Here is an 18,813-nt window from a genome sequence, read left to right as displayed (position 1 = left end):
AGCCTTTCCAGATAAGAGAAAATATCGTGCCAAAATAAGTATTTCTTTTAAAATGAACCACTTAATAGTTCAGCCTGGAAAGAAAACGCGCCACGGTCAGAATTGTTGCCCGATGATAAAGTGGGTTTGCCACCCGCTGGGCCCCGTACCTACCGAAGAAGGCCTGAGGTCCTCATCAAAGCCATAACCAAAGTCAATCCCGAGCAGCCCGAAGGCAGGCATGAAAATGCGCAACCCAACCCCTGCTGATCTCCTTAATTGAAACGGTTCAAACTCCCTAAAATTGTTGAAGGAATTCCCGGCCTCAAGAAAGGTCAGGGCATAAATGGAGGCAGATGGCTTCAGGGTCAGCGGGTACCGAAGCTCGAGGGAATACTTGTTGTAGACCGTGCCCCCTTCCTGTTGCTGGGTAATAGGGTCCACGGGGGTAAGGGAGTTGTTCTCATACCCGCGGAGCTGGATTACCTCCCGACCGTCGAGGGTAAAGTTCCGGCCCAGCCCGTCGCCCCCCAGGAAGAAGCGCTCGAAGGGCACCTTGCCCACATCGCTGTTGTAGGAACCCAAAAACCCGAATTCCACGTTGGTGCGCAGCACCAACTTATCGACCAGGCGGGTATACCAGTCGCCTTTGAATTTGATCTTGTAGTATTCCAGCCAGCGGAAACGCTCCTGGTCCACCGCCTCCAGCTCGTTGCGCTCCGCATCGGTGAGCGGGCGCTCCAGCTGGATGCTGCTCAGTTCCTCGCTGCGCTGCTTCAGGGAGGCAAAGTCCTTATTGCTGAACAGGGAATACGGGGGGGTGAACTTTGCGGTTACCTCAAAGACGCTACCGGTGAGGGGAAATATGAACCCGGGGCCCGCCGAACTCCGGGAGATCCCCAAAGTATAGGCCAGGGCATTCGACTTGCCATTCCCAAAGTTGAAAAGCCCGGTGCGGTAGTTCCGGAAATCGTAGAGCTGGTAGCTCAGGGCGTGCGATATGGTGAAATAATCATCGGGCCACTGCACCCGCTTGGCAAGGCCCGCAGAGATGCCGGAAACCGAAAACTGCTGGTTCTTGTCGACCTGTACCCGACCATTGCGGTCAAATGAGGCCAGGAATTGCTGGGTCCGGGAAAGGGACAGGTTAAACCGCACCGGTTTGCGTCCCCCAAGCCAGGGTTCCGAAAAGTTCAGGCTGTAGACCCGGAAGGTCCGGCTGGCCTGAAGGCGGAGCGCAAAGGTTTGCCCGTCCCCCATGGGCACGGGTTTATAGGCTTCCCCGTTGAAGAGGTTCTGTATGGAAAAGTTGTTGAAAGAGAGGCCAAGGGTGCCTATGAAGCCTCCCCCGCCGTAGCCCCCCTGCAGCTCGATCTGGCTGGCCCCGGATTCCACCAGGTCAAACCGGAGGTCAACGGTGCCCTCGTTCGGGTCGGGGTTCTCGATTTCAGGCTTAATGGCCTCAGGGTCAAAAAAGCCCAGTTGCCCCAGTTCCCTGACCGAGCGGATGATGTCGTCCTTGCTGTACTTCTGACCGGGCCGGGTGCGAATTTCACGGAATATCACATGATCGTTGGTCTTGTCGTTTCCGTACACGTTGACTTTGTTCAGGAAGGTCTCCTTGCCTTCGATAATCCGGATTTCGAAATCGATGGTATCGTTTTCGGCCGATACCTCCACCGGGTTGATCCGCGAAAAGAGGTAGCCGTTGTTCTGGTAGAGGTTGGTAAGGTCTTCCCCGTCGGGCTTGGTATCGTCTGCAATCCGTTTGCGCAGCAGCACCCCATTATAGGTTTCGCCTTCCTTGATGCCGAGCACCTGGGAGAGCTGGCGGTCTGTGTAGACGGAATTCCCGACAAAATCGATCTCCCCGAAGTAGTATTTGTTCCCTTCCTCGACCTTGATCTGTATGTCGATGTTCCGGTCGTTCAGCTTCCGGATGGTGTCGAGCAAAATACGCGCATCGCGATACCCGTTCTCGGCATAGGTGTCCATCAGCGACTTCAGGTCCTCCTGGTAATCGGCTTCGATGTACTTCGATTTTTTCCAGAACCTGCCAAACCTCTTTTCCCGGGTATTTTTCATGGCGCCCCGGAGCCTGGAGGAAGAAATTTTCTCGTTTCCTTCAAAATCGATATTCTTCACTTTCACCCGGTCGCCTTTGTTAACGTTCACCACCATGTTCCGGGCATTGGTTTGGGAGGTATCCACACTGGTGGCAATGGTCACCCTGGTATTGAGGAAGCCCTGCTTCCTGTATTTGTTCTCCAGGTAATTCTTGGTGTTTGAAATGAGGCTCTGGGTGATTTTTTTGCCTTTTTTCAGGTCGGTGTCGTTGATCAGGTCGTCGACCTTCCGCTTTTTCACCCCGTAAAAGGTAACTTTGGAAAGCGTGGGGCGCTCCTCGATGTGGAGTTCAAGGTAAATATCGTCCCCCTCGATCCGGGTGACGTAGAATTCCACGTCGGTAAACAATTCAAGGCTCCAGAGCTTGTTGATCACCTGGCTGATCTGGTCGCCGGGGATAGTGATGGGCTGGCCCTCCCTCAGGCCCGTGTAGGTTTTGACGGTCTGCTCATTGTAGCTCTGAAGGCCGGTAACCTCCAGGCCTGCCAGAATATACACCTTGCCGTTCTCGTAGGAAAAATCCTGAGCGGAGATTTGAAAGCCAAGGAATAAAGCCAGGATCGGAAGCAGGGTACTCAGCGGTAAGAATGCCTTCAAACCACTAGTTAAGTTGTTCGCTCGTTTTTCCAAATCTACGTTCTCTGTTCTGGTAACTTTTGATGGCCTCAATCAGGTGCGCTTCCGTGAAATCGGGCCAAAATACCTTTGTAAAATACAGCTCCGCGTAAGCAATCTGCCAAAGCAAAAAATTGCTGATCCGATATTCCCCACTGGTACGGATTAGCAAGTCTACGTCCGGCAAATCGTGCGTGTAAAGATGATCATTAATAATGGCACCATCAATATTTTCGGGCGAAATTATATTATTTTTAACTTTGGTTGCCAGGGCCCTGAACGCCGACGTAATCTCCTCCCGGGAGCCGTAGCTCAGGGCCAGGGTAAGGGTCATCGCATCGTTTTTTTGGGTCTGCCCGATAACCTCCTGCAGTTCCTCGGCAGCCTTGCCGGGAAGGTTGTGGATGCAGCCGATGGCGTTGAGCCGGATGTTGTTTTTGTGGAGGGTTTTGAGTTCCTTTTTAAGGGAGGCCACCAGCAGCCGCATCAGGGTGTCCACTTCGGTTTTTGGCCTGTTCCAGTTTTCGGTGCTGAAGGCATAGAGGGTCAGGTACCTGATCCCCATCCGGGCGGCGGATTCCACCGTCTGCCGAACGGCCTTTACCCCGTTCTTGTGCCCGAAGACGCGCCTTTTGCCCCGTTCCTTGGCCCAGCGGCCATTCCCGTCCATAATAATGGCCAGGTGCTCCGGGAGGCGCCCCTCTTTTAAAGTTTCCATAGTGTCCATTCGCAAACTCGCTATTCAAAGCAATCCTGGCAGGGTTTTCTTCCGAAGGTGTAGGTTAAAGTCACCCCCGAAAACACATACCAGTCATCGCTAAACACATTTCCCAGGCGAAAGGCTTCGAAATTCGAGCCTTCCGGGTTGCTGGCATCCAGGTTATCCGTGAAGGTATACCGCGCCCCGACTTCCAACCCCAGGATCAGGAACTGGTTCAGCCGCATCTTGGCCCCGGCGGTCATGGGGATCGCAAAGGATCCTTCCCGCTGGCCCACATCGATCAACTGCCCGGCGTCGAAATAATTAAAATCGTACCTGAAGTAGGTGACCCCAGTGTACAGATAGGGCGTGAACGCCGGCCCCAGTTTGTGCAGGTTATACTCCACAAAATTGAATTCCAGCCCGGCAGAGGCTTCCAGGATGGAATTGTCCATCCGGAGTCCCCGCTGTTGCCTGGACCGCATATCGGATTTCGAATCATCTGCGGTAAAGCGGCCATAGATCATATGGGCCCGCCAGGCATACCGCTTGCTTTTGTTCCATTTAAACACGGCCCCGAACGCCGGGCCGGAAGGTGCGATATAATTCATCCTCCCGATATCCCCAATGTTGTTGGCCCCCCCGGCAAACAGCCCCGCTTCGTAGGTCTGTGCCCCGGCCAGGGTAACCATCAGGAGGCAAAACACCGTATAAATGGTCCTCATCGAATCCAAAAGTTTGCAAATATAGGAATTTCACCGCCTCACAGGGCAGTGATCCGCCTGAATTCTATACTCATTGTAAACACCAAATCAGGGAGTTTATTGCCTGTGCGGGGAGTCAATTCCGGCGGTCCTCGCCCCAGAGGAGCTTGTTGCGGATGGTTTTGAGGAAACTCTCCGAGGCAAACTCCAGCATTTTCACGCTAAAGCCTGCCCTGCGCACCCAGATTTCCGTTTCGTTGTCCACCGCCGTGATCCTGGAATCCAGGGACAAAAGGTGCTGGGGTTCCCTCCCGCTCACGCGCAACCGGATCTCCGTATCGTCGGAAATCACCAGGGGACGGGCATTCAGGTTGTGGGGGGCAATGGGGGTGATCACCAGGGAACGGGCTGTGGGCATCATTACCGGGCCGCCGCAGCTGAGGGAATACCCGGTGGAACCGGTTGGGGTGGCCACGATCAGGCCGTCTGCCCAGTACGAGGTGAGGTATTCCCCGTTCAGGAAGGTTTCCACCGTAATCATGGAAGTGGTGTCCTTCCGGCTTACGGTGACCTCGTTCAGGGCAAAGTTCAGGATTTCCCCGCCCGGCGGCCGCCCGTCCAGGGAAGCCGTCACCAGGCTGCGCTCCACCAGCCGGTAATTCCCCGAAACGAATTCGCGCACCATTTGCCGTACCTGTTCCTTCTGACAGGTGGAAAGAAAACCGAGCCGCCCTGTGTTGACGCCAACCACGGGGATCCCCATATCGCGTACATAGGTAATGGCCCTGAGGATGGTGCCGTCGCCCCCAAAACTAACCAGCAGGTCAAAGGACGGGTCGAGCCCCTTTTGCAGGGAAAAGGACGGGAAGCCCCCGAGGTGGGGGTCAAGGGCCCGGGCAAACTCAACCTCCACCGCCACCTGGCAGCGATGCCTGCCCAGCTCGTCGAGCAATTCGGTCACCGGGCCCAGGATATCCTGGGAGAACACCTGGCCGTAGAGGGCTACCTTCATGGTTCAGACATTGAGGTATTTGTCGAGGTAGTCGGATCGTTCCCGGAGCTCCTCGAGGAACTTGTCGTCCACGCTGCCGAAAAGGATGCTGTATCCGTAACGGCGGAAGGTCTGCAGGACCTCGTTGATGTTGGTATCCCCCATCTTCAGGGTAACCTGCACCATTTCATTCTTGATCCGGGTAATGAAGGCCCCCAGCAGGCGGGTATTATTGCCTTCCACGATCTGCGCGATTTCACTGAAACTGTAGTCCCTGATAGGCCTGGCCACCACCAGGATGGCCCCGGCCTCGGTGAAAAAGGGCATCTCCGTGAAAAGGGTAACGATGTCGTTCAGGTCAAAATACCCCATCACCTTCCCCGCCCGGTCGACCACGGGGAGGATATTGGCCTCATTGCGGGTAAACACCTGCAGGAGGTCGAGCCAGGAAGCGTCGGGGGAAGCCCGGAAATCCTCAAGCTGGTAGCGGAACTCCTCTATGGGCCCGGATTCGTGGAAATTCTCCAGGTCAGCCTCCCCCAGCAACCCGAGGAATTTTCCCTGTTCCGTAATGGCCACATGGGAATAGGTGGAATGCCTGAAGAAATGTATGGCTTCCTTGAGGGAGTCCCCCACCTCAAAGACGGGGATGGTCGTGTTGATTTGTTCCTGCATCTGCATAGTTCCGATCGTATGGCAAATTACTAAATTTTAGGCTGCAAAAGGCATACCGAATTCGTATTTTTGTCGGCTGAAGAACCGAAAATACGGCCCCCATGGTGAGATTGAGCGTAAATGTGAACAAGATTGCCACCCTTAGAAATGCCCGGGGAGGGAATGTCCCGAACCTGCTGGAAGTGGTCCGCGACATCGAGTCCTTCGGGGCGCAGGGGATCACCATCCACCCCCGGCCCGACGAGCGGCACATCCGCTACCAGGACGCCCGGGACCTCAAAAAAGTGGTGCAGACCGAATTGAACATCGAGGGCAACCCCATCCCGGAATTCATCGACCTGGTGCTGGAAGTCCTCCCGGACCAGGTCACCCTGGTCCCGGATGCCCCGGATGCCATCACCTCCAACGCCGGCTGGGATACCCGGGCGAACCGGTCATTCCTGCAAGGGGTGATCGCCCGGTTCCGCGAGGCCGGGATCCGCACCTCCATCTTCGTCGACCCCGACCCCGATATGGTTCGGGCCGCCCGGGACACGGGCACCGAGCGGGTGGAACTCTACACAGAGGGCTATGCCAGGGCCTTCCCCTCAAACCCGGGGGAAGCCGTGAAGCCCTATGTGAAAGCCGCCCTGGCGGCGGGGGAGGCAGGCCTGGGGCTAAACGCGGGGCACGACCTCAGCCTGGAAAACATTTCCTTCTTCCGGCAGGAAGTACCCCACTTGCTGGAGGTTTCCATTGGACATGCCCTCATCTGCGAATCGCTGTACCTGGGCCTGGAAAATGTAATTAATATGTATAAAGCCCGGCTGCGCTGATGGAACTATTGCACGCGAACGTCCTGGGCAAAGGGACTCCCCTGATTATCCTGCACGGTTTTTTGGGCATGTCCGACAACTGGAAGACCCTGGGTCAGAAATATGCCGCAGCGGGGTATGAAGTCCACCTGCTGGACCAGCGCAACCACGGGCGGAGCTTCTGGTCGGAGACCTTTACCTATGAGGTGATGGCGGAAGACCTGCGGGCCTACATGGAGGCCTCGGGAATCGGGTCCGCAGTGCTGCTCGGCCATTCCATGGGGGGGAAAACCGCCATGCAGTTTGCCTGCACCTACCCGGAGCGGGTCGACAAGCTCATCGTGGCCGACATCGCCCCCAGGCGGTACCCGCCCCACCACGAGCATATCCTGGAGGCGCTGGAAGCCCTTGCCCTCGACACCCTGGAATCGCGTTCCGCGGCCGATGAGGAACTCGCCAAACACATCGAACACTGGGGCATCCGCCAGTTCCTGCTCAAAAACCTCTACTGGGAGCAGCCCGGGAAGCTCGGCCTGCGCGTAAACCTTCCCGTACTGAAAAACCGCATGGAGGAAATCGGCGCCGTCCTGCCCGAAGGGGCGCGCTATGAAGGCCCGGTGCTCTTCCTGCGGGGCGGGGCCTCCGGGTATATTACCGACGCCGACCTCCCCCTGATCCACGACCACTTCCCCGGGGCGCGCCTGGAAACCATAGAAGGGGCCGGGCACTGGCTGCACGCTGAAAAACCGGATGCCTTCCTCGGGGCCACCCTTGGTTTTATGGATTCCTGAAAGAATGCGGCCATTTATTGTGCACCCTTACTTTTAGATGCGCCCGTATTGCGAGTGTGATAATTTTACATATTTTTGAACGAAGTATTCCCAGAATACCTGCTTCAACTAACTCAAAACGACTCCTATGAAAAAGTACCTGGCCTTGCTGGCCTTTATGGGCCTCTTTGCGGTTTCCTGCAGCGACGACGACAGCATCCCCGACAATGGTGGAAACCCGGAACCCCCCATTGATTTCACCAGTGGCTCCGCCGACTTCTCCACCTACGTTGCCCTGGGGAATTCCCTTACCGCCGGATATTCCGATGCCGCCCTTTTTGTGGACGGGCAGACCAGTTCGTTCCCCAATATGCTTGCTGGCAGTTTTGCCGAGGTCGGGGGCGGGGCGTTCACCACGCCCTTCATGGCCGACAACCTCGGCGGGATGACCCTCGGGGGCGTGCCCATCGCAGGAAACCGGCTTTTCCTGGATTTCTCCTCGGGCTCCCCGACCCCCAGGCCCGTAGACGGGCAGGGCACCACCGAAATCACCAATACCCTGGCCGGGCCCTTTAACAATATGGGGGTCCCGGGGGCGAAAAGCTACCACCTGCTGGCCCCAGGATACGGCAATGTCGCCGGGGTACAGGCCGGCCTGGCCAACCCGTATTTCGCCCGCTTTGCCAGCAGCCCCTCCGCCACCGTACTGGGCGATGCCGTGGCGCAGAACCCGACCTTCTTCACCCTGTGGATCGGCAACAATGACGTGCTGGGGTTCGCCACTTCCGGGGGAAGCGGGGTAGACCAGACCGGCAACCTCGACCCGAGCACCTACGGGGGCAACGACATTACCGACCCCAATGTGTTTGCCAGCGTATACAACCAAATCCTTCAAGCCCTCACCGCCAATGGGGCAGAGGGCGTGGTGGCCAATATCCCCGATGTGACCAGCATCCCCTTTTTCACCACGGTACCCCATAACCCTATACCCCTGGACCCGGCTACGACAGACCTGCTCAACGGGGCATATGCCGCCTACAACGGGGGGCTTGCGCAACTCCAGGCCCTGGGTTTTATCTCGGCTGAAGAACTCGCCCGCCGGACGATTACCTTTTCCGCCGGCCCGGGCAACGCGGTGGTCATCCTCGACGAGGACCTGACCGACCTCACGGCATTTAACCCTGCCCTGATCAATATGCGGCAGGCCACGGCAGACGACCTGCTGGTTTTCACCTCCCAGACCATCATCGGGACCCTGGCCAACCCCAATGACCCCACCAGCATCAACGGGGTCGCGGTACCCCTGGCCGACCGTTGGGTCCTGACCCCTGAAGAACAGGAACTCATTTCCACTGCCACAACTGCGTACAACCAAACCATCGAGGCCCTGGCCCAACAGTACAACCTTGCCTTTTTCGATGCTTTTTCATACCTGGAGAATCTGGCTTCCCAGGGGGTACCCCTGTCAGACGGCAGCGTGGTTACCGCTCAGTATGCCGTTGGTGGAGGGTTTTCCCTTGACGGGGTGCACCTGACCCCGCGCGGGAACGCCCTGGCAGCCAACGAATTCATCAGGGCAATCGAATCCCGGTACGGGGCTGTCCTCCCCAAAATCGACCCCCTGGCGTTCAAAGGGCTGTACATCAACTAATCTGAAAATATTCATGTATCTTTAGGGTATCCCGTAAAAACGGGGTACCCTTTTTTATTGAAACAACCTAAACCTCAACCCTATGAAGTTCATCCTTCGCCTCCTGCTCAGTGCCCTGGCCGTGGTATTGCTGGCCAACATCCTGCCGGGCATCCATGTGGAAACCTACTGGATCGCCGTCCTGGTGGCCCTGGTCCTCAGCCTGCTCAATGGCCTGGTCAAACCGCTGCTGGTGATCCTTACCCTGCCGGTCACCATCCTTACCCTGGGGTTATTTTTACTGGTCATCAATGCCATTATCATCCTGCTGGCCGGTTCCCTGGTGTCGGGGTTCACCGTGGACGGGTTTTGGTGGGCCCTGCTGTTCTCCCTGCTGCTGTCGGTGCTGCAATCCATTTTCTTCGCCATCCTGAAGGACGACTCCAAATAGGAAGTTAAAGATTGACGGACAAGGGGTTGAAAACTTGCCAGGCAAGTTAAAATGCGCTACTTTTGCTTCCCTGTTTTAAAAAGCTTAAGCACGCAAATAGATGAATATCACCAAACAGCAGATCGATGACCTGAATGCCGTCCTGAAGGTGGAAATCACCCGGGAGGATTACCAGGAGAAGGTAGACAGCATCCTGAGGGATTACCGTAAAAACGCGAACATCCCCGGCTTCCGCAAAGGCCAGGTGCCGATGGGCCTGATCAAGAAGCAGTACGGGAAAGCCGTCCTGGTCGACGAGGTAAACAAACTCCTGCAAGACCACCTGAACACCTACCTGGTGGAGGAAAAGCTGGATGTGCTGGGGAACCCCCTGCCCAAGCAGCAGGACAACTTCAACTGGGATGCCGAACAACTGGCCTTCGAATTCGAACTCGGCCTGGCGCCGGACTTCCAGGTATCCCTTAAGGGCAAAAAGGCAATCCCTCACTATAAGATCGTCGCCGACAAAAAGATGATTGACGACCAGGTTGCCCGCATCCGCAAGCAATACGGGAAACTGGTCTCCCGCCCCGAAGTGGGCAAAGAAGATGAAGTGAGCGGGACCTTCCTGAGCGAAGCGCATGAAATCAACCATAAAACCACCCTGGAACTGGCCAAGGTGAAAAGCAAGAAGGCACTGGAGGCCCTGAAGGGGAAAAAACCCGGGGACACAGTGACCCTGAAGACCAAAGGGCTCTTCACGGAGGATTACCTGTTGCCCAGCGCCCTTGGGGTTCCGTTCGACAAGGCAAAGGACCTCGATATCGAAGTGTCCTTTACGGTGGAGGAAATCAATGAGCGCCAGCCTGCCGAGCTGACCCAGGAGCTTTTTGACCGGCTCTTTGGCCCCGACCAGGTGCATTCCGAAAAGGAAATGCGCGAAAAAATCAAGGACGATTCCGAAAAGCAATTCCTGCAGCAGGCAGACCAGAAATTGCTGAACGACGTTACCGAGAGCCTGATCGAATCCACCCGCTTCGACCTGCCGATGGAATTCCTGAAGAAATGGATCCAGAACACGGGGGAAAAGCCCCTTACCGCTGAAGAAGCGCAGGACGAATATGAGCGGTCCGAGAAAGGCCTGCGCTACCAGCTGATCGAAGGCAAGCTCATCAGCGAACACGGGTTGCAGGTGCAGTTCGAGGAATTGAAGGACTTTGCCAAGGGGTTTATCCGGTCGCAGATGGCACAGTACGGACAGACCAACCCCAGTGAGGAGGACCTCGAGGGCATCGCTGCCCGGGTGCTCAGCAACCGGGACGAGGTAAAACGGCTTTCCGAACAACTGATGAGCCAGAAATTGCTGGACCTTTACAAGGAAAAGGCCAACCTGAAGACCCGGGAAGTGACCTACGAACAATTCGTAAAGGAGGTATACGGATAATGCCGGCCGCACCCGTACCGGGGCAGCCTGCATTTGGCATGGACAAAATCAGTATCTTTACGGTGCCGAAAGTTCCTGTTTCGGCACCTTTTTTTTAAACCAAAAGATTTAGCCAAAACGCATGGACTACGCCAAGGAATTCAAAAAATTTGCCATCAAAGACCGGGGGATGAACAGCCTTTACCTCGAGCCCCTGCTGCAGAGCATGTATCCGGTGGGGATGACCCCGAATATCATTGAGGAACGGCAGCTCAACGCCATCGCCATGGACGTGTTTTCACGCCTGATGATGGACCGCATCATCTTTCTTGGGACCCCGGTGAGCGACCAGGTTGCCAATATCATCCAGGCCCAGTTGTTGTTCCTGGCCAGCACGGATTCTTCTAAGGATATCCAGATTTATATCAATTCCCCGGGCGGAAGCGTTTACGCCGGCCTGGGGATTTACGATACCATGCAGTTCATCAAACCCGACGTGGCTACCATCTGCACGGGCATCGCTGCCTCCATGGCTGCCGTGCTGCTCTGTGCAGGGCATAAGGGCAAGCGCAGCGGGCTCAAGCATTCGCGGGTGATGATCCACCAGCCAATGTCCGGGGCCCAGGGGCAGGCCAGCGATATCGAAATCGCCGCCAAGGAAGTCCTGAAGCTGCGCGATGAGCTTTACCAGATTATCGCCTCGCACACCGGGCAGAGCTTTGATAAGATCTACGAAGACAGCGACCGCGACTTCTGGATGAAAGCAGGGGAAGCCCGCGATTACGGGATGATTGACGAAATCCTGGTCCGCGACCCCGAATAGGGAGCCGCCGGGGCGGGATACGCTAAGGCAATTTTTAGCGCATTTGACGTTTTAGGAGTAGAGAACGAAAGGGATTATGGCCAAGGATAATTTGGAATGTTCATTTTGCGGGAGGAAAAAACCGGAAACCAACCTGCTGATCGCAGGGCTGGATGCCCATATCTGTGACCGGTGCATCGAACAGGCACACGGCATTGTGGCCGAAGAATCGAGACAATCCAAAAATGAGGATCTGCTTTCGGAACTCGTCCTGAAAAAACCGATGGAAATCAAGGATTTCCTCGACACCTACATCATTGGGCAGGAGCGCACCAAAAAGGTCCTCTCGGTTGCGGTTTACAACCACTACAAAAGGCTGCTGCAGCCCTCATCCCGGGAAGATGAAATCGAAATCCAGAAGAGCAACATCGTGATGGTGGGCCAGACCGGGACGGGAAAAACCCTTATGGCAAAGACCATCGCCCGCATGCTTAACGTACCCCTGGCCATTGTGGATGCCACCGTGCTGACCGAGGCCGGGTACGTGGGGGAAGATGTGGAAAGCATCCTCACCCGCCTTTTGCAGGCCGCGGACTACAACCTGGAAAAGGCTGAACGGGGAATTGTCTTTATCGATGAAATAGACAAGATCGCCCGCAAGAGCGACAACCCCTCCATCACCCGCGACGTTTCCGGGGAAGGGGTACAACAGGGGCTGCTCAAGCTCCTGGAAGGGACCGTGGTGAACGTACCCCCAAAAGGCGGCCGCAAACACCCCGACCAGAAGTTCATCGAGGTCAATACCGAAAACATCCTCTTTATAGCCGGGGGTGCCTTCGACGGCATCGAACGGATCATTACCAAGCGCCTCAACATGCAGGCCATCGGGTATAGCGCTTCCAGGCTGGAGGATTCCCTCGACAAGGAAAACGTATTACAATATATTATCCCCAAGGACCTGAAGGATTTCGGGCTCATCCCGGAAATCATCGGAAGGCTTCCCGTGCTGACCCATATGGATCCCCTCGACCGCAAGACCCTTAGGGCGATCCTGACGGAGCCCAAAAATGCCATTATCAAGCAATACGAGAAGCTCTTTGCCATGGATGGGATCTCTTTCGAAATCACCGAACAGGCCCTGGAATACATCGTGGACAAGGCCATGGAATACCGGCTGGGCGCCCGCGGGCTGCGGTCGCTTTGCGAAGCCGTTTTTACCGACGCCATGTTCGAGCTGCCGAGTTCCGATATCACGGAATTCAAGGTGAACAAGCCCTATGCCGAGGAAAAGCTCTCTTTTGAGACCATCAAAAAGCTCAAGGCCGTTTCCTAAAGGCTTTGGTATTGTTTGCGCAGGGCTGCGCTGAGCAGGTCCTTGCAGACCTTCTGGATGATTTTTTCGTCGGTATAACATTCCTGCCCGAACCTGGGGATGACTTCCATCTGCACCCCGAGCCGGAGCGCCCAGTCGCGGGAAGGCCTGTTTTCCCCATATTCCCCGAATACCAGGGTTACTTCGCTGTTGGGCGCCTGCTGTTCGCGGTGCAGGCAGAGGGGCGAGACCGCATAGAGCGACTCGGCCTGCAGGCCTTCCAGGGCCGCCCTCCAGGCAATGGAGCCCCCGGCACAAAAAGCCAGGTAATGGCTGGGCACTGTATCCTTTTCCCGGGCCAGGAGGTTCCGGACACCCCGCTCGAGGCCGCCGTTGTCAAATGCCTCGCACACATTGGCTGCGGTGGGCATGTCCACCTCAATATCAGCCAGTTGCTGGGTATCGTAGTAAACAATGTCAAAGTACTGCTGGAGGTAGCCGAGGTAAGAGGTTATCCACAACCCTTTTTTTGATCCCCACAGGTCCGATAAGATAACAAGTCTGTTTGCCATAGGTTTGGAAGGTTTGGTGCAATTTGTAGGTTAACGCCTTCCCAAGTTGGCTCCGCCTGGCAAAAATACCGGTATTTATTGGATCAGCGGAGGCGATTCTTCGTTATAAATACGAATTCGGGCCCTTTTATGGATGTTTTCCCAACATGCCGATGGGGCCCATCCCCGTCCAAAATCTGAAAAAATCCGGCGAACTACCCCGGGATCCCGGGGTTTACCTTCGGGTTGGCGGCCAGGAGTTCCTCCAAAAAATCCCTTTGGTTCGAAAGGCGGGGCACTTTGTGTTGCCCCCCGAGCTTATTCCTCGATTTCAGCCAGTCGTAAAAAAGGTTTTCCCTGGCCACATGAACCCTGAGGGGGTTCAGGGTGATGTTTTTGTACCGCTTGGCATCGTAATCGGAATTCAGCGCCCTGAGGGCATCGTCGAGGCAGGTTGCAAATTCCGCCAGGTCGGCCGGGGGGGTTCGGAATTCGATCAGCCACTCGTGGGCCCCCTTTTCCTGCCCCGACATGAAGACCGGGGCCACGGTATACTCGGCTATGGATGCCCCGGTGCGCAAGCACGACCGCCTCAGGGCTTCCTCCGTATTTTCAATGATGAGCTCTTCCCCGAAGACGTTGATGTGGTGTTTGGTACGCCCGGTGATCCGGATCCGGTACGGGTCGGTACTGGTAAACCGCACGGTGTCGCCGATCTGGTAGCGCCAGAGCCCGGCATTGGTGGTGATCACGATGGCGTAATTCACGCCGGTTTCAACCTCCCACAGGGGGAGGACCTTCTGCCCGGGGGTGCCGAAGGTAGCCATGGGGATGAACTCATAGAAAATCCCATAGTCGAGCATCAGCAACAGGTCTTCGCTGTTATTTTGGTCCTGGATGGCAAAAAATCCTTCCGAGGCGTTATAAATCTCGTAATACTGGAACGAATCCCTGGGCAACAGGCGCCGGTATTGCTCCCGGTAGGGGTTGAAGTTTACCCCCCCGTGGAAGTATACCTCCAGCTGGTCCCAAACCTCAAAGAGGTGTCCCTTCCCGGTTTCCTCCAACACCTTGTTGAGCAGTACGAGCATCCAGGAGGGCACCCCGGCCAGGCTGGTGACGTTCTCCTGTATGCTCTCCTGGATGATGGCATGCAGCTTGGCCTCCCATTCGCTCATCAGCGACACCTTGTTGCTGGGCGTACTGCTGAGCTCGGCCCAGAAGGGCATGTTGTCGATGAGAATGGCCGACAAATCGCCGAAGAAGGTCCCGTTGTCTTCGTATAACTCCTTACTGCCCCCCAGCCGGAGGCTCTTGCCCCGGAAGAGCTGGGCATTGGGGTTGTTGTTCAGGTACAGGCAGAGCAGGTCTTTGCCCGACTTGTAATGGCAGTCTTCCAGCGCCTCGGAACTCACCGGGATAAACTTGCTCCGGGCATTGGTGGTGCCGCTGCTCTTGGCAAACCACTTGATCTCGGTGGGCCAGAACAGGTTCTGCTCCCCCCTGCGGGTCCGCTCGATCAGGGGTTCTATCTCTTCATAGGTCACAATGGGGACCCGGGCGGCAAAAGTTTCGTAGCGGGTGATCTCCTCAAAGCCGTATCGCGTGCCTGTTTCTGTTTCATCGGCAAAATCAAGGAGCTCCTGCAGCACTTCCAACTGCACCTCCGCCGGGTATTTCAGGAACAGCTCGATCTGGTGGTATCGCTTTTTCAGCAGCCAGGAAGCTATGGAATGAAACAGCGGGATAGGCATTTTTGGTATCTTTACGGTCGGCTTGCTGCAGCAGCTAAAGATACTATTTTATCCATTCTTCAAAAAGGGGCCTTATGCAATACGAGGGGGTATTGAGAAAAATGCGGACGGAACTGAACGATCCGGTAGACTATTACCTGGTGCTGCCCGGCGATTTCATCCATATGAACCTCCTGCTCGGGCGCACCCTGGAAATCAGCCTGCTCAAATACCAGTGCCTGGGCTGCGGGGAAGACCGGCCCATCTTCAGACAGGGGTATTGCCGCAGCTGTTTTTTTGAACTGCCCCAGGCCGGCGACTGGATCATGCACCCCGAGCGGAGCAGGGCCCACCTGGGGGAAGAAGACCGCGACCTGGAATACGAGCAGGCCATGCAGCTGCAACCACACGTCGTGTACCTGGCCAACTCCAGCAGCGTAAAGGTGGGGGTGACCCGCAAGGCCCAGGTCCCCACGCGGTGGATCGACCAGGGGGCTCATGAGGCCATTGAAATCGTGGAAACGCCCAACCGGTACCTCGCGGGCATCACCGAAGTCGCCCTCAAGGAACACGTGAGCGACAAGACCCACTGGCGGAAGATGCTGACCAACACCCTGAAAGACGAGGACCTGGTCGCCTGGCGGGAACGGCTGCGCCCCTTTATCCCTGAAGAGGCTGCACCCTACTTCCTCGAAAATGCCCGGGAAACCCAGATCCATTTCCCGGTAACGCAGTACCCGGAAAAGATCTCAAGCCTTAACCTCGGGAAAACCCCCACCTACCGCGGGGTCCTGAAAGGCATCAAGGGGCAGTACCTCATCTTTGCAGACGGCACCGTTTTCAATGTGCGCGGCAGCGAAGGCTATTATGTCAGCCTGTCCCTCAACGGTTCCTAGGCAGGCTGTCTTTAGGCTGGTTGACCGTGTCCTTTCGCCTGCCCAGCAGGTTTTTAAGCAAGGTGCGGGCCTTTTCCCCTGTGTTGGCGGGTGCCGCAACCGCCGTATCGGAAGCCCCGGGCTGCACCACCCCCTTCAGCACCTCCGAAAGGCCGTCAACCCCCGTGCGGGCCTGGCTGGAATCGGCCTTTCCTTTCAGCAGGTCCCCGATAAGCTCCTGTGCCTTTGAAGTGCCTGTGGTTAGCAGCCGCTGTTTCTGAACCTCCACCAACTGGCCGGCAAAAGCCGCCGCGGAAGCCTTCAGGTCGGTTTGCAGGCGGGGCGCGGCAAAGGTGCCCGACAGCCTGACGTTCACGGGTACCGGGGCATCCTCCAGTTCAGGTTGGTTTAGTTCGCTGAGCAGCCGGGTCACTTCACTGCCCAGGTAATGGGCAGGAACCTCGAGGGCCAGCCCATAATCCAGGCTGCGGTCAAACCCGTGGCTACCCTGCACGGTAACGCCGATGTCTTTGTAGTTGAACCGGAAGGGCCTGACCCTGACCTGGCCGTTTTCAAAAGACAGGGAGGTTTTCAGGCCCTTCAGGTCCAGGGCTTTCGGGTCAAAAAAATCGAGGTTGGAGGCCAGGGCCTCCAGCACGGCTGCCTGCCCGCCCGAAACCCCCGCAGCCAGTATCTCGGCCGCCGCTTCCCCGCCCAGGCTCATGAGGTCCGGAGCAAAACCTTCCAGCAACGATCCGCTCAGGCGGATGCGGGAATTGAAGGTCCCCTCCAGGGCGGCAGCCACCGGGGCCAGGGATTGCAGCAACTCGACGGACTCCAGGGCACTTTGGATCCGTGCGCGGGTGATCCCAAGTTCCATGGCGAAAGCAGGGCGTTCGCCCCGGGTATCGAGCAGGCCCTCCAGCGCCAGGAGGCCCTGCATGGCGTTGGAGCGGAAGTTTCGCAGCTCCATCTGGCCGTCGGAGATGTTTAGTTCGCCAGACACCTGGTTCAGCTCCAGGTCGTGGTAGGTGACCTTGCCGGCCGTGGCGCTGAGGCCTACCGCCACGTCCGATGGGATTTTGAAGGGGGCCTCCTCCCCTTCCGCCTCCGCCTCGGGTCCCTGGAAATCAGCTACCCGCAGGTGTTCGGAAACCAGGGTAACCTGCCCGCCGAGCACCCCGCCGGAACCGAGCAGGTAGGGCATATAATCCGTAAACGCCCCCCTGATTACAAAATCGCTCTGCCCGAGCTTGCCCGAAATGGGGTCCAGGGTAGCATTGCGCGGATCGAACCGAATGGCTGCACGCTGCACCTCCAGGGGAGCTGCATAGCCCTCAAGGGGCCATGAAACACCGCTCAGGTCGAGGCTGCCCGAGGTTTGGATGTCCTGATAGCGCTTTTGGCGCACCGCGTCCATCCCAAAAGCAGTACGCAGGTCGGCCTCCAGTATCCCCCGAAGCCCTGGGGTTCCTTCCAGGGGATAGGCCTGGGAGAGGTTCGCCAGGTCGATCCGCCCCTTCAGGGTCCCTGCCACCGCAGCTGCCGGGCCCAGGCGCTCTGCGGTCCCGCTGAGCGAAAAGGAATCCCGGCCTATCGCAAAGCTGGCCGTACGCACTTGCAGGGCAGTTTCGGACGGGTTCCCTGAAGCGTTCTGCAGTACCGCGTCGATTTCCACCTGCTCTACCCACCTGGGCAACCCGGGGTAATGGAAGGCCCCGTTGCGGGCCGCCATGCGAAGCTCAAAGGCGGGGATTCCCATATCGGACCACAGGCCCTTAACGGTACCCCCGAGTTCAAAGGACCCCCGGGTCTCCACCCCTTCCAGGTTCCCGGAATAGGCCGGGGGGACCAGGGCCAGGAGGTTCCTGAAGTCGGTATCCGGGGTCCGGAATTCCAGGTCGAGCCACTGGCCTTCCTCCCGCAGCTGCAACGACCCCTGGAAGACCAGGGGCATCTGGTTCAGCCAGGCGCGGTTCTCCCTGAAGGTATAGGTGTCCGTTTCAAAATCCATCCCGAAAACGGCCTCCAGGCGCAGGGCATTCCGGGTGAGGTAGGAAGTCCCGGCATAGTCCAGGCTCATCAGCCCCTCCGATTCGGTGACCAGGGTGGCGGTTTGGGAAGACAGGTCGCCGGAACCGGAGTGACTGACCTCCTCGAGCAGCAAGGCCATTCCGGTAGCGCTGTCTGCGTAGGAAATCCGGGCCTTTTCAAAAGTGTACTGCTGCAGGTCCAGGGAAAACCCGGAGTCAGAATCTCCTCCTTCGGATTCTTTGGCCACCAGGTAGTTGGGTTGCCCTTCCCCGTCCACTTTCAACCGCAGGTCCATGCCCCGCACGTGCAGTTCCCGTACCGGCATGGGGGTACCCGCCTCCCGGAACAGGGCGCTCAGGTCCATAGTCAGGTCCAGGGAACCCACCTTCAGCAGGGTGTCGCCCCGGAATGGGGCTTCGGTAAGCAGGTAGATGTCTTCGAGCCGGACGCTGGCCCTGGGGAAATTGCGCAGCAGGCTCAGGGAGGCCCTGCTGAAATCAAAAGTACCCCGGATGCTCTGCGCTGCCCGCTCCCTGAGGATGGGTCCGATACGGGCTTCGAGGTACATCCCCAGGCCCAGGGGAAGGAGCAGGAGGGTCCCCAGTACCACCCCGAAAATGATAAGCCATTTCTTTCGTTTCATAGTATGTTCTGCTGGTTGGACCGGG

General features: G+C 57.1%; 16 protein-coding genes. 8 read left to right on the top strand and 8 right to left on the bottom strand.

What is annotated here, in order from left to right; translation table 11 throughout:
- Positions 1 to 96: 96 nt before the first annotated feature.
- The 5 genes from bamA to NG653_RS07425 all read right to left on the bottom strand — a co-directional run bounded on the left by bamA (position 97) and on the right by NG653_RS07425 (position 5,791).
- Positions 97 to 2,736 (bottom strand): outer membrane protein assembly factor BamA, encoded by a 2,640-nt coding sequence (gene bamA, locus NG653_RS07445; protein ID WP_252741065.1) that lies wholly within the window; start codon positions 2,734 to 2,736, stop codon positions 97 to 99.
- The gene (gene uppS / locus NG653_RS07440; protein WP_252741064.1) at positions 2,708 to 3,448 is read right to left on the bottom strand and encodes an undecaprenyl pyrophosphate synthase; all 741 of its coding nucleotides are present in this window, start codon (positions 3,446 to 3,448) and stop codon (positions 2,708 to 2,710) included. The genes bamA and uppS overlap by 29 nt, the downstream gene beginning before the upstream one ends.
- A gap of 11 nt (positions 3,449 to 3,459) precedes the next feature.
- Entirely contained in the window at positions 3,460 to 4,146 is a 687-nt protein-coding gene (porG, locus tag NG653_RS07435; RefSeq protein WP_252741063.1) for a type IX secretion system protein PorG, read from the bottom strand.
- A 115-nt stretch (positions 4,147 to 4,261) separates the two neighbouring features.
- Positions 4,262 to 5,137, bottom strand: a complete 876-nt coding sequence (locus tag NG653_RS07430; RefSeq protein WP_252741062.1) for an NAD kinase — start codon at positions 5,135 to 5,137, stop codon at positions 4,262 to 4,264.
- 3 nt (positions 5,138 to 5,140) lie between these two features.
- On the bottom strand, positions 5,141 to 5,791 hold the full coding sequence (locus tag NG653_RS07425) for a CBS domain-containing protein (protein WP_370281094.1): 651 nt from the start codon (positions 5,789 to 5,791) through the stop codon (positions 5,141 to 5,143).
- Between the two features lie 101 nt (positions 5,792 to 5,892).
- Here NG653_RS07425 and NG653_RS07420 point away from each other — a divergent pair, with 101 nt between their 5' ends.
- The 7 genes from NG653_RS07420 (at position 5,893) to clpX (ending at position 12,973) form a co-directional block, all read left to right on the top strand.
- Complete coding sequence (locus tag NG653_RS07420; RefSeq protein WP_252741060.1) at positions 5,893 to 6,606, top strand: pyridoxine 5'-phosphate synthase; 714 nt, start codon at positions 5,893 to 5,895, stop codon at positions 6,604 to 6,606.
- Positions 6,606 to 7,376 (top strand): alpha/beta fold hydrolase, encoded by a 771-nt coding sequence (locus NG653_RS07415; RefSeq protein ID WP_252741059.1) that lies wholly within the window; start codon positions 6,606 to 6,608, stop codon positions 7,374 to 7,376. The genes NG653_RS07420 and NG653_RS07415 overlap by 1 nt, the downstream gene beginning before the upstream one ends.
- Before the next feature lie 127 nt (positions 7,377 to 7,503).
- Complete coding sequence (locus NG653_RS07410) at positions 7,504 to 9,006, top strand: SGNH/GDSL hydrolase family protein (RefSeq protein WP_252741058.1); 1,503 nt, start codon at positions 7,504 to 7,506, stop codon at positions 9,004 to 9,006.
- 82 nt (positions 9,007 to 9,088) lie between these two features.
- Positions 9,089 to 9,436 carry a phage holin family protein gene (locus NG653_RS07405; RefSeq protein WP_252741057.1) on the top strand — a complete coding sequence of 116 codons (348 nt, stop codon included), beginning with the start codon at positions 9,089 to 9,091 and terminating at the stop codon, positions 9,434 to 9,436.
- A gap of 100 nt (positions 9,437 to 9,536) precedes the next feature.
- The gene (tig, locus tag NG653_RS07400; RefSeq protein ID WP_252741056.1) at positions 9,537 to 10,859 is read left to right on the top strand and encodes a trigger factor; all 1,323 of its coding nucleotides are present in this window, start codon (positions 9,537 to 9,539) and stop codon (positions 10,857 to 10,859) included.
- A 121-nt stretch (positions 10,860 to 10,980) separates the two neighbouring features.
- Entirely contained in the window at positions 10,981 to 11,661 is a 681-nt protein-coding gene (clpP, locus tag NG653_RS07395; protein WP_256470442.1) for an ATP-dependent Clp endopeptidase proteolytic subunit ClpP, read from the top strand.
- A gap of 76 nt (positions 11,662 to 11,737) precedes the next feature.
- Complete coding sequence (clpX, locus tag NG653_RS07390) at positions 11,738 to 12,973, top strand: ATP-dependent Clp protease ATP-binding subunit ClpX (protein ID WP_252741055.1); 1,236 nt, start codon at positions 11,738 to 11,740, stop codon at positions 12,971 to 12,973.
- Here clpX and NG653_RS07385 read toward each other — a convergent pair.
- Complete coding sequence (locus NG653_RS07385) at positions 12,970 to 13,524, bottom strand: hypothetical protein (protein WP_252741054.1); 555 nt, start codon at positions 13,522 to 13,524, stop codon at positions 12,970 to 12,972. The two genes, clpX and NG653_RS07385, sit on opposite strands and share 4 nt — an antisense overlap.
- A gap of 194 nt (positions 13,525 to 13,718) precedes the next feature.
- On the bottom strand, positions 13,719 to 15,257 hold the full coding sequence (locus NG653_RS07380) for a GH3 auxin-responsive promoter family protein (protein WP_252741053.1): 1,539 nt from the start codon (positions 15,255 to 15,257) through the stop codon (positions 13,719 to 13,721).
- Positions 15,258 to 15,331: 74 nt separating this feature from the next.
- Between NG653_RS07380 and NG653_RS07375 the strand changes: the two genes are divergently transcribed.
- Positions 15,332 to 16,132 carry a DUF2797 domain-containing protein gene (locus NG653_RS07375; protein WP_252741052.1) on the top strand — a complete coding sequence of 267 codons (801 nt, stop codon included), beginning with the start codon at positions 15,332 to 15,334 and terminating at the stop codon, positions 16,130 to 16,132.
- On the opposite strand, the gene NG653_RS07370 is transcribed toward NG653_RS07375, so the two are convergent.
- Complete coding sequence (locus NG653_RS07370; protein ID WP_252741051.1) at positions 16,119 to 18,788, bottom strand: AsmA-like C-terminal region-containing protein; 2,670 nt, start codon at positions 18,786 to 18,788, stop codon at positions 16,119 to 16,121. The genes NG653_RS07375 and NG653_RS07370 overlap by 14 nt on opposite strands.
- Positions 18,789 to 18,813 lie beyond the last annotated feature (25 nt).

Origin of the sequence: Robiginitalea marina, assembly GCF_024006985.1 — a bacterium.
Lineage (GTDB): Bacteria > Bacteroidota > Bacteroidia > Flavobacteriales > Flavobacteriaceae > Robiginitalea > Robiginitalea marina.
This window is presented reverse-complemented; position numbering and strand designations above follow the sequence as displayed.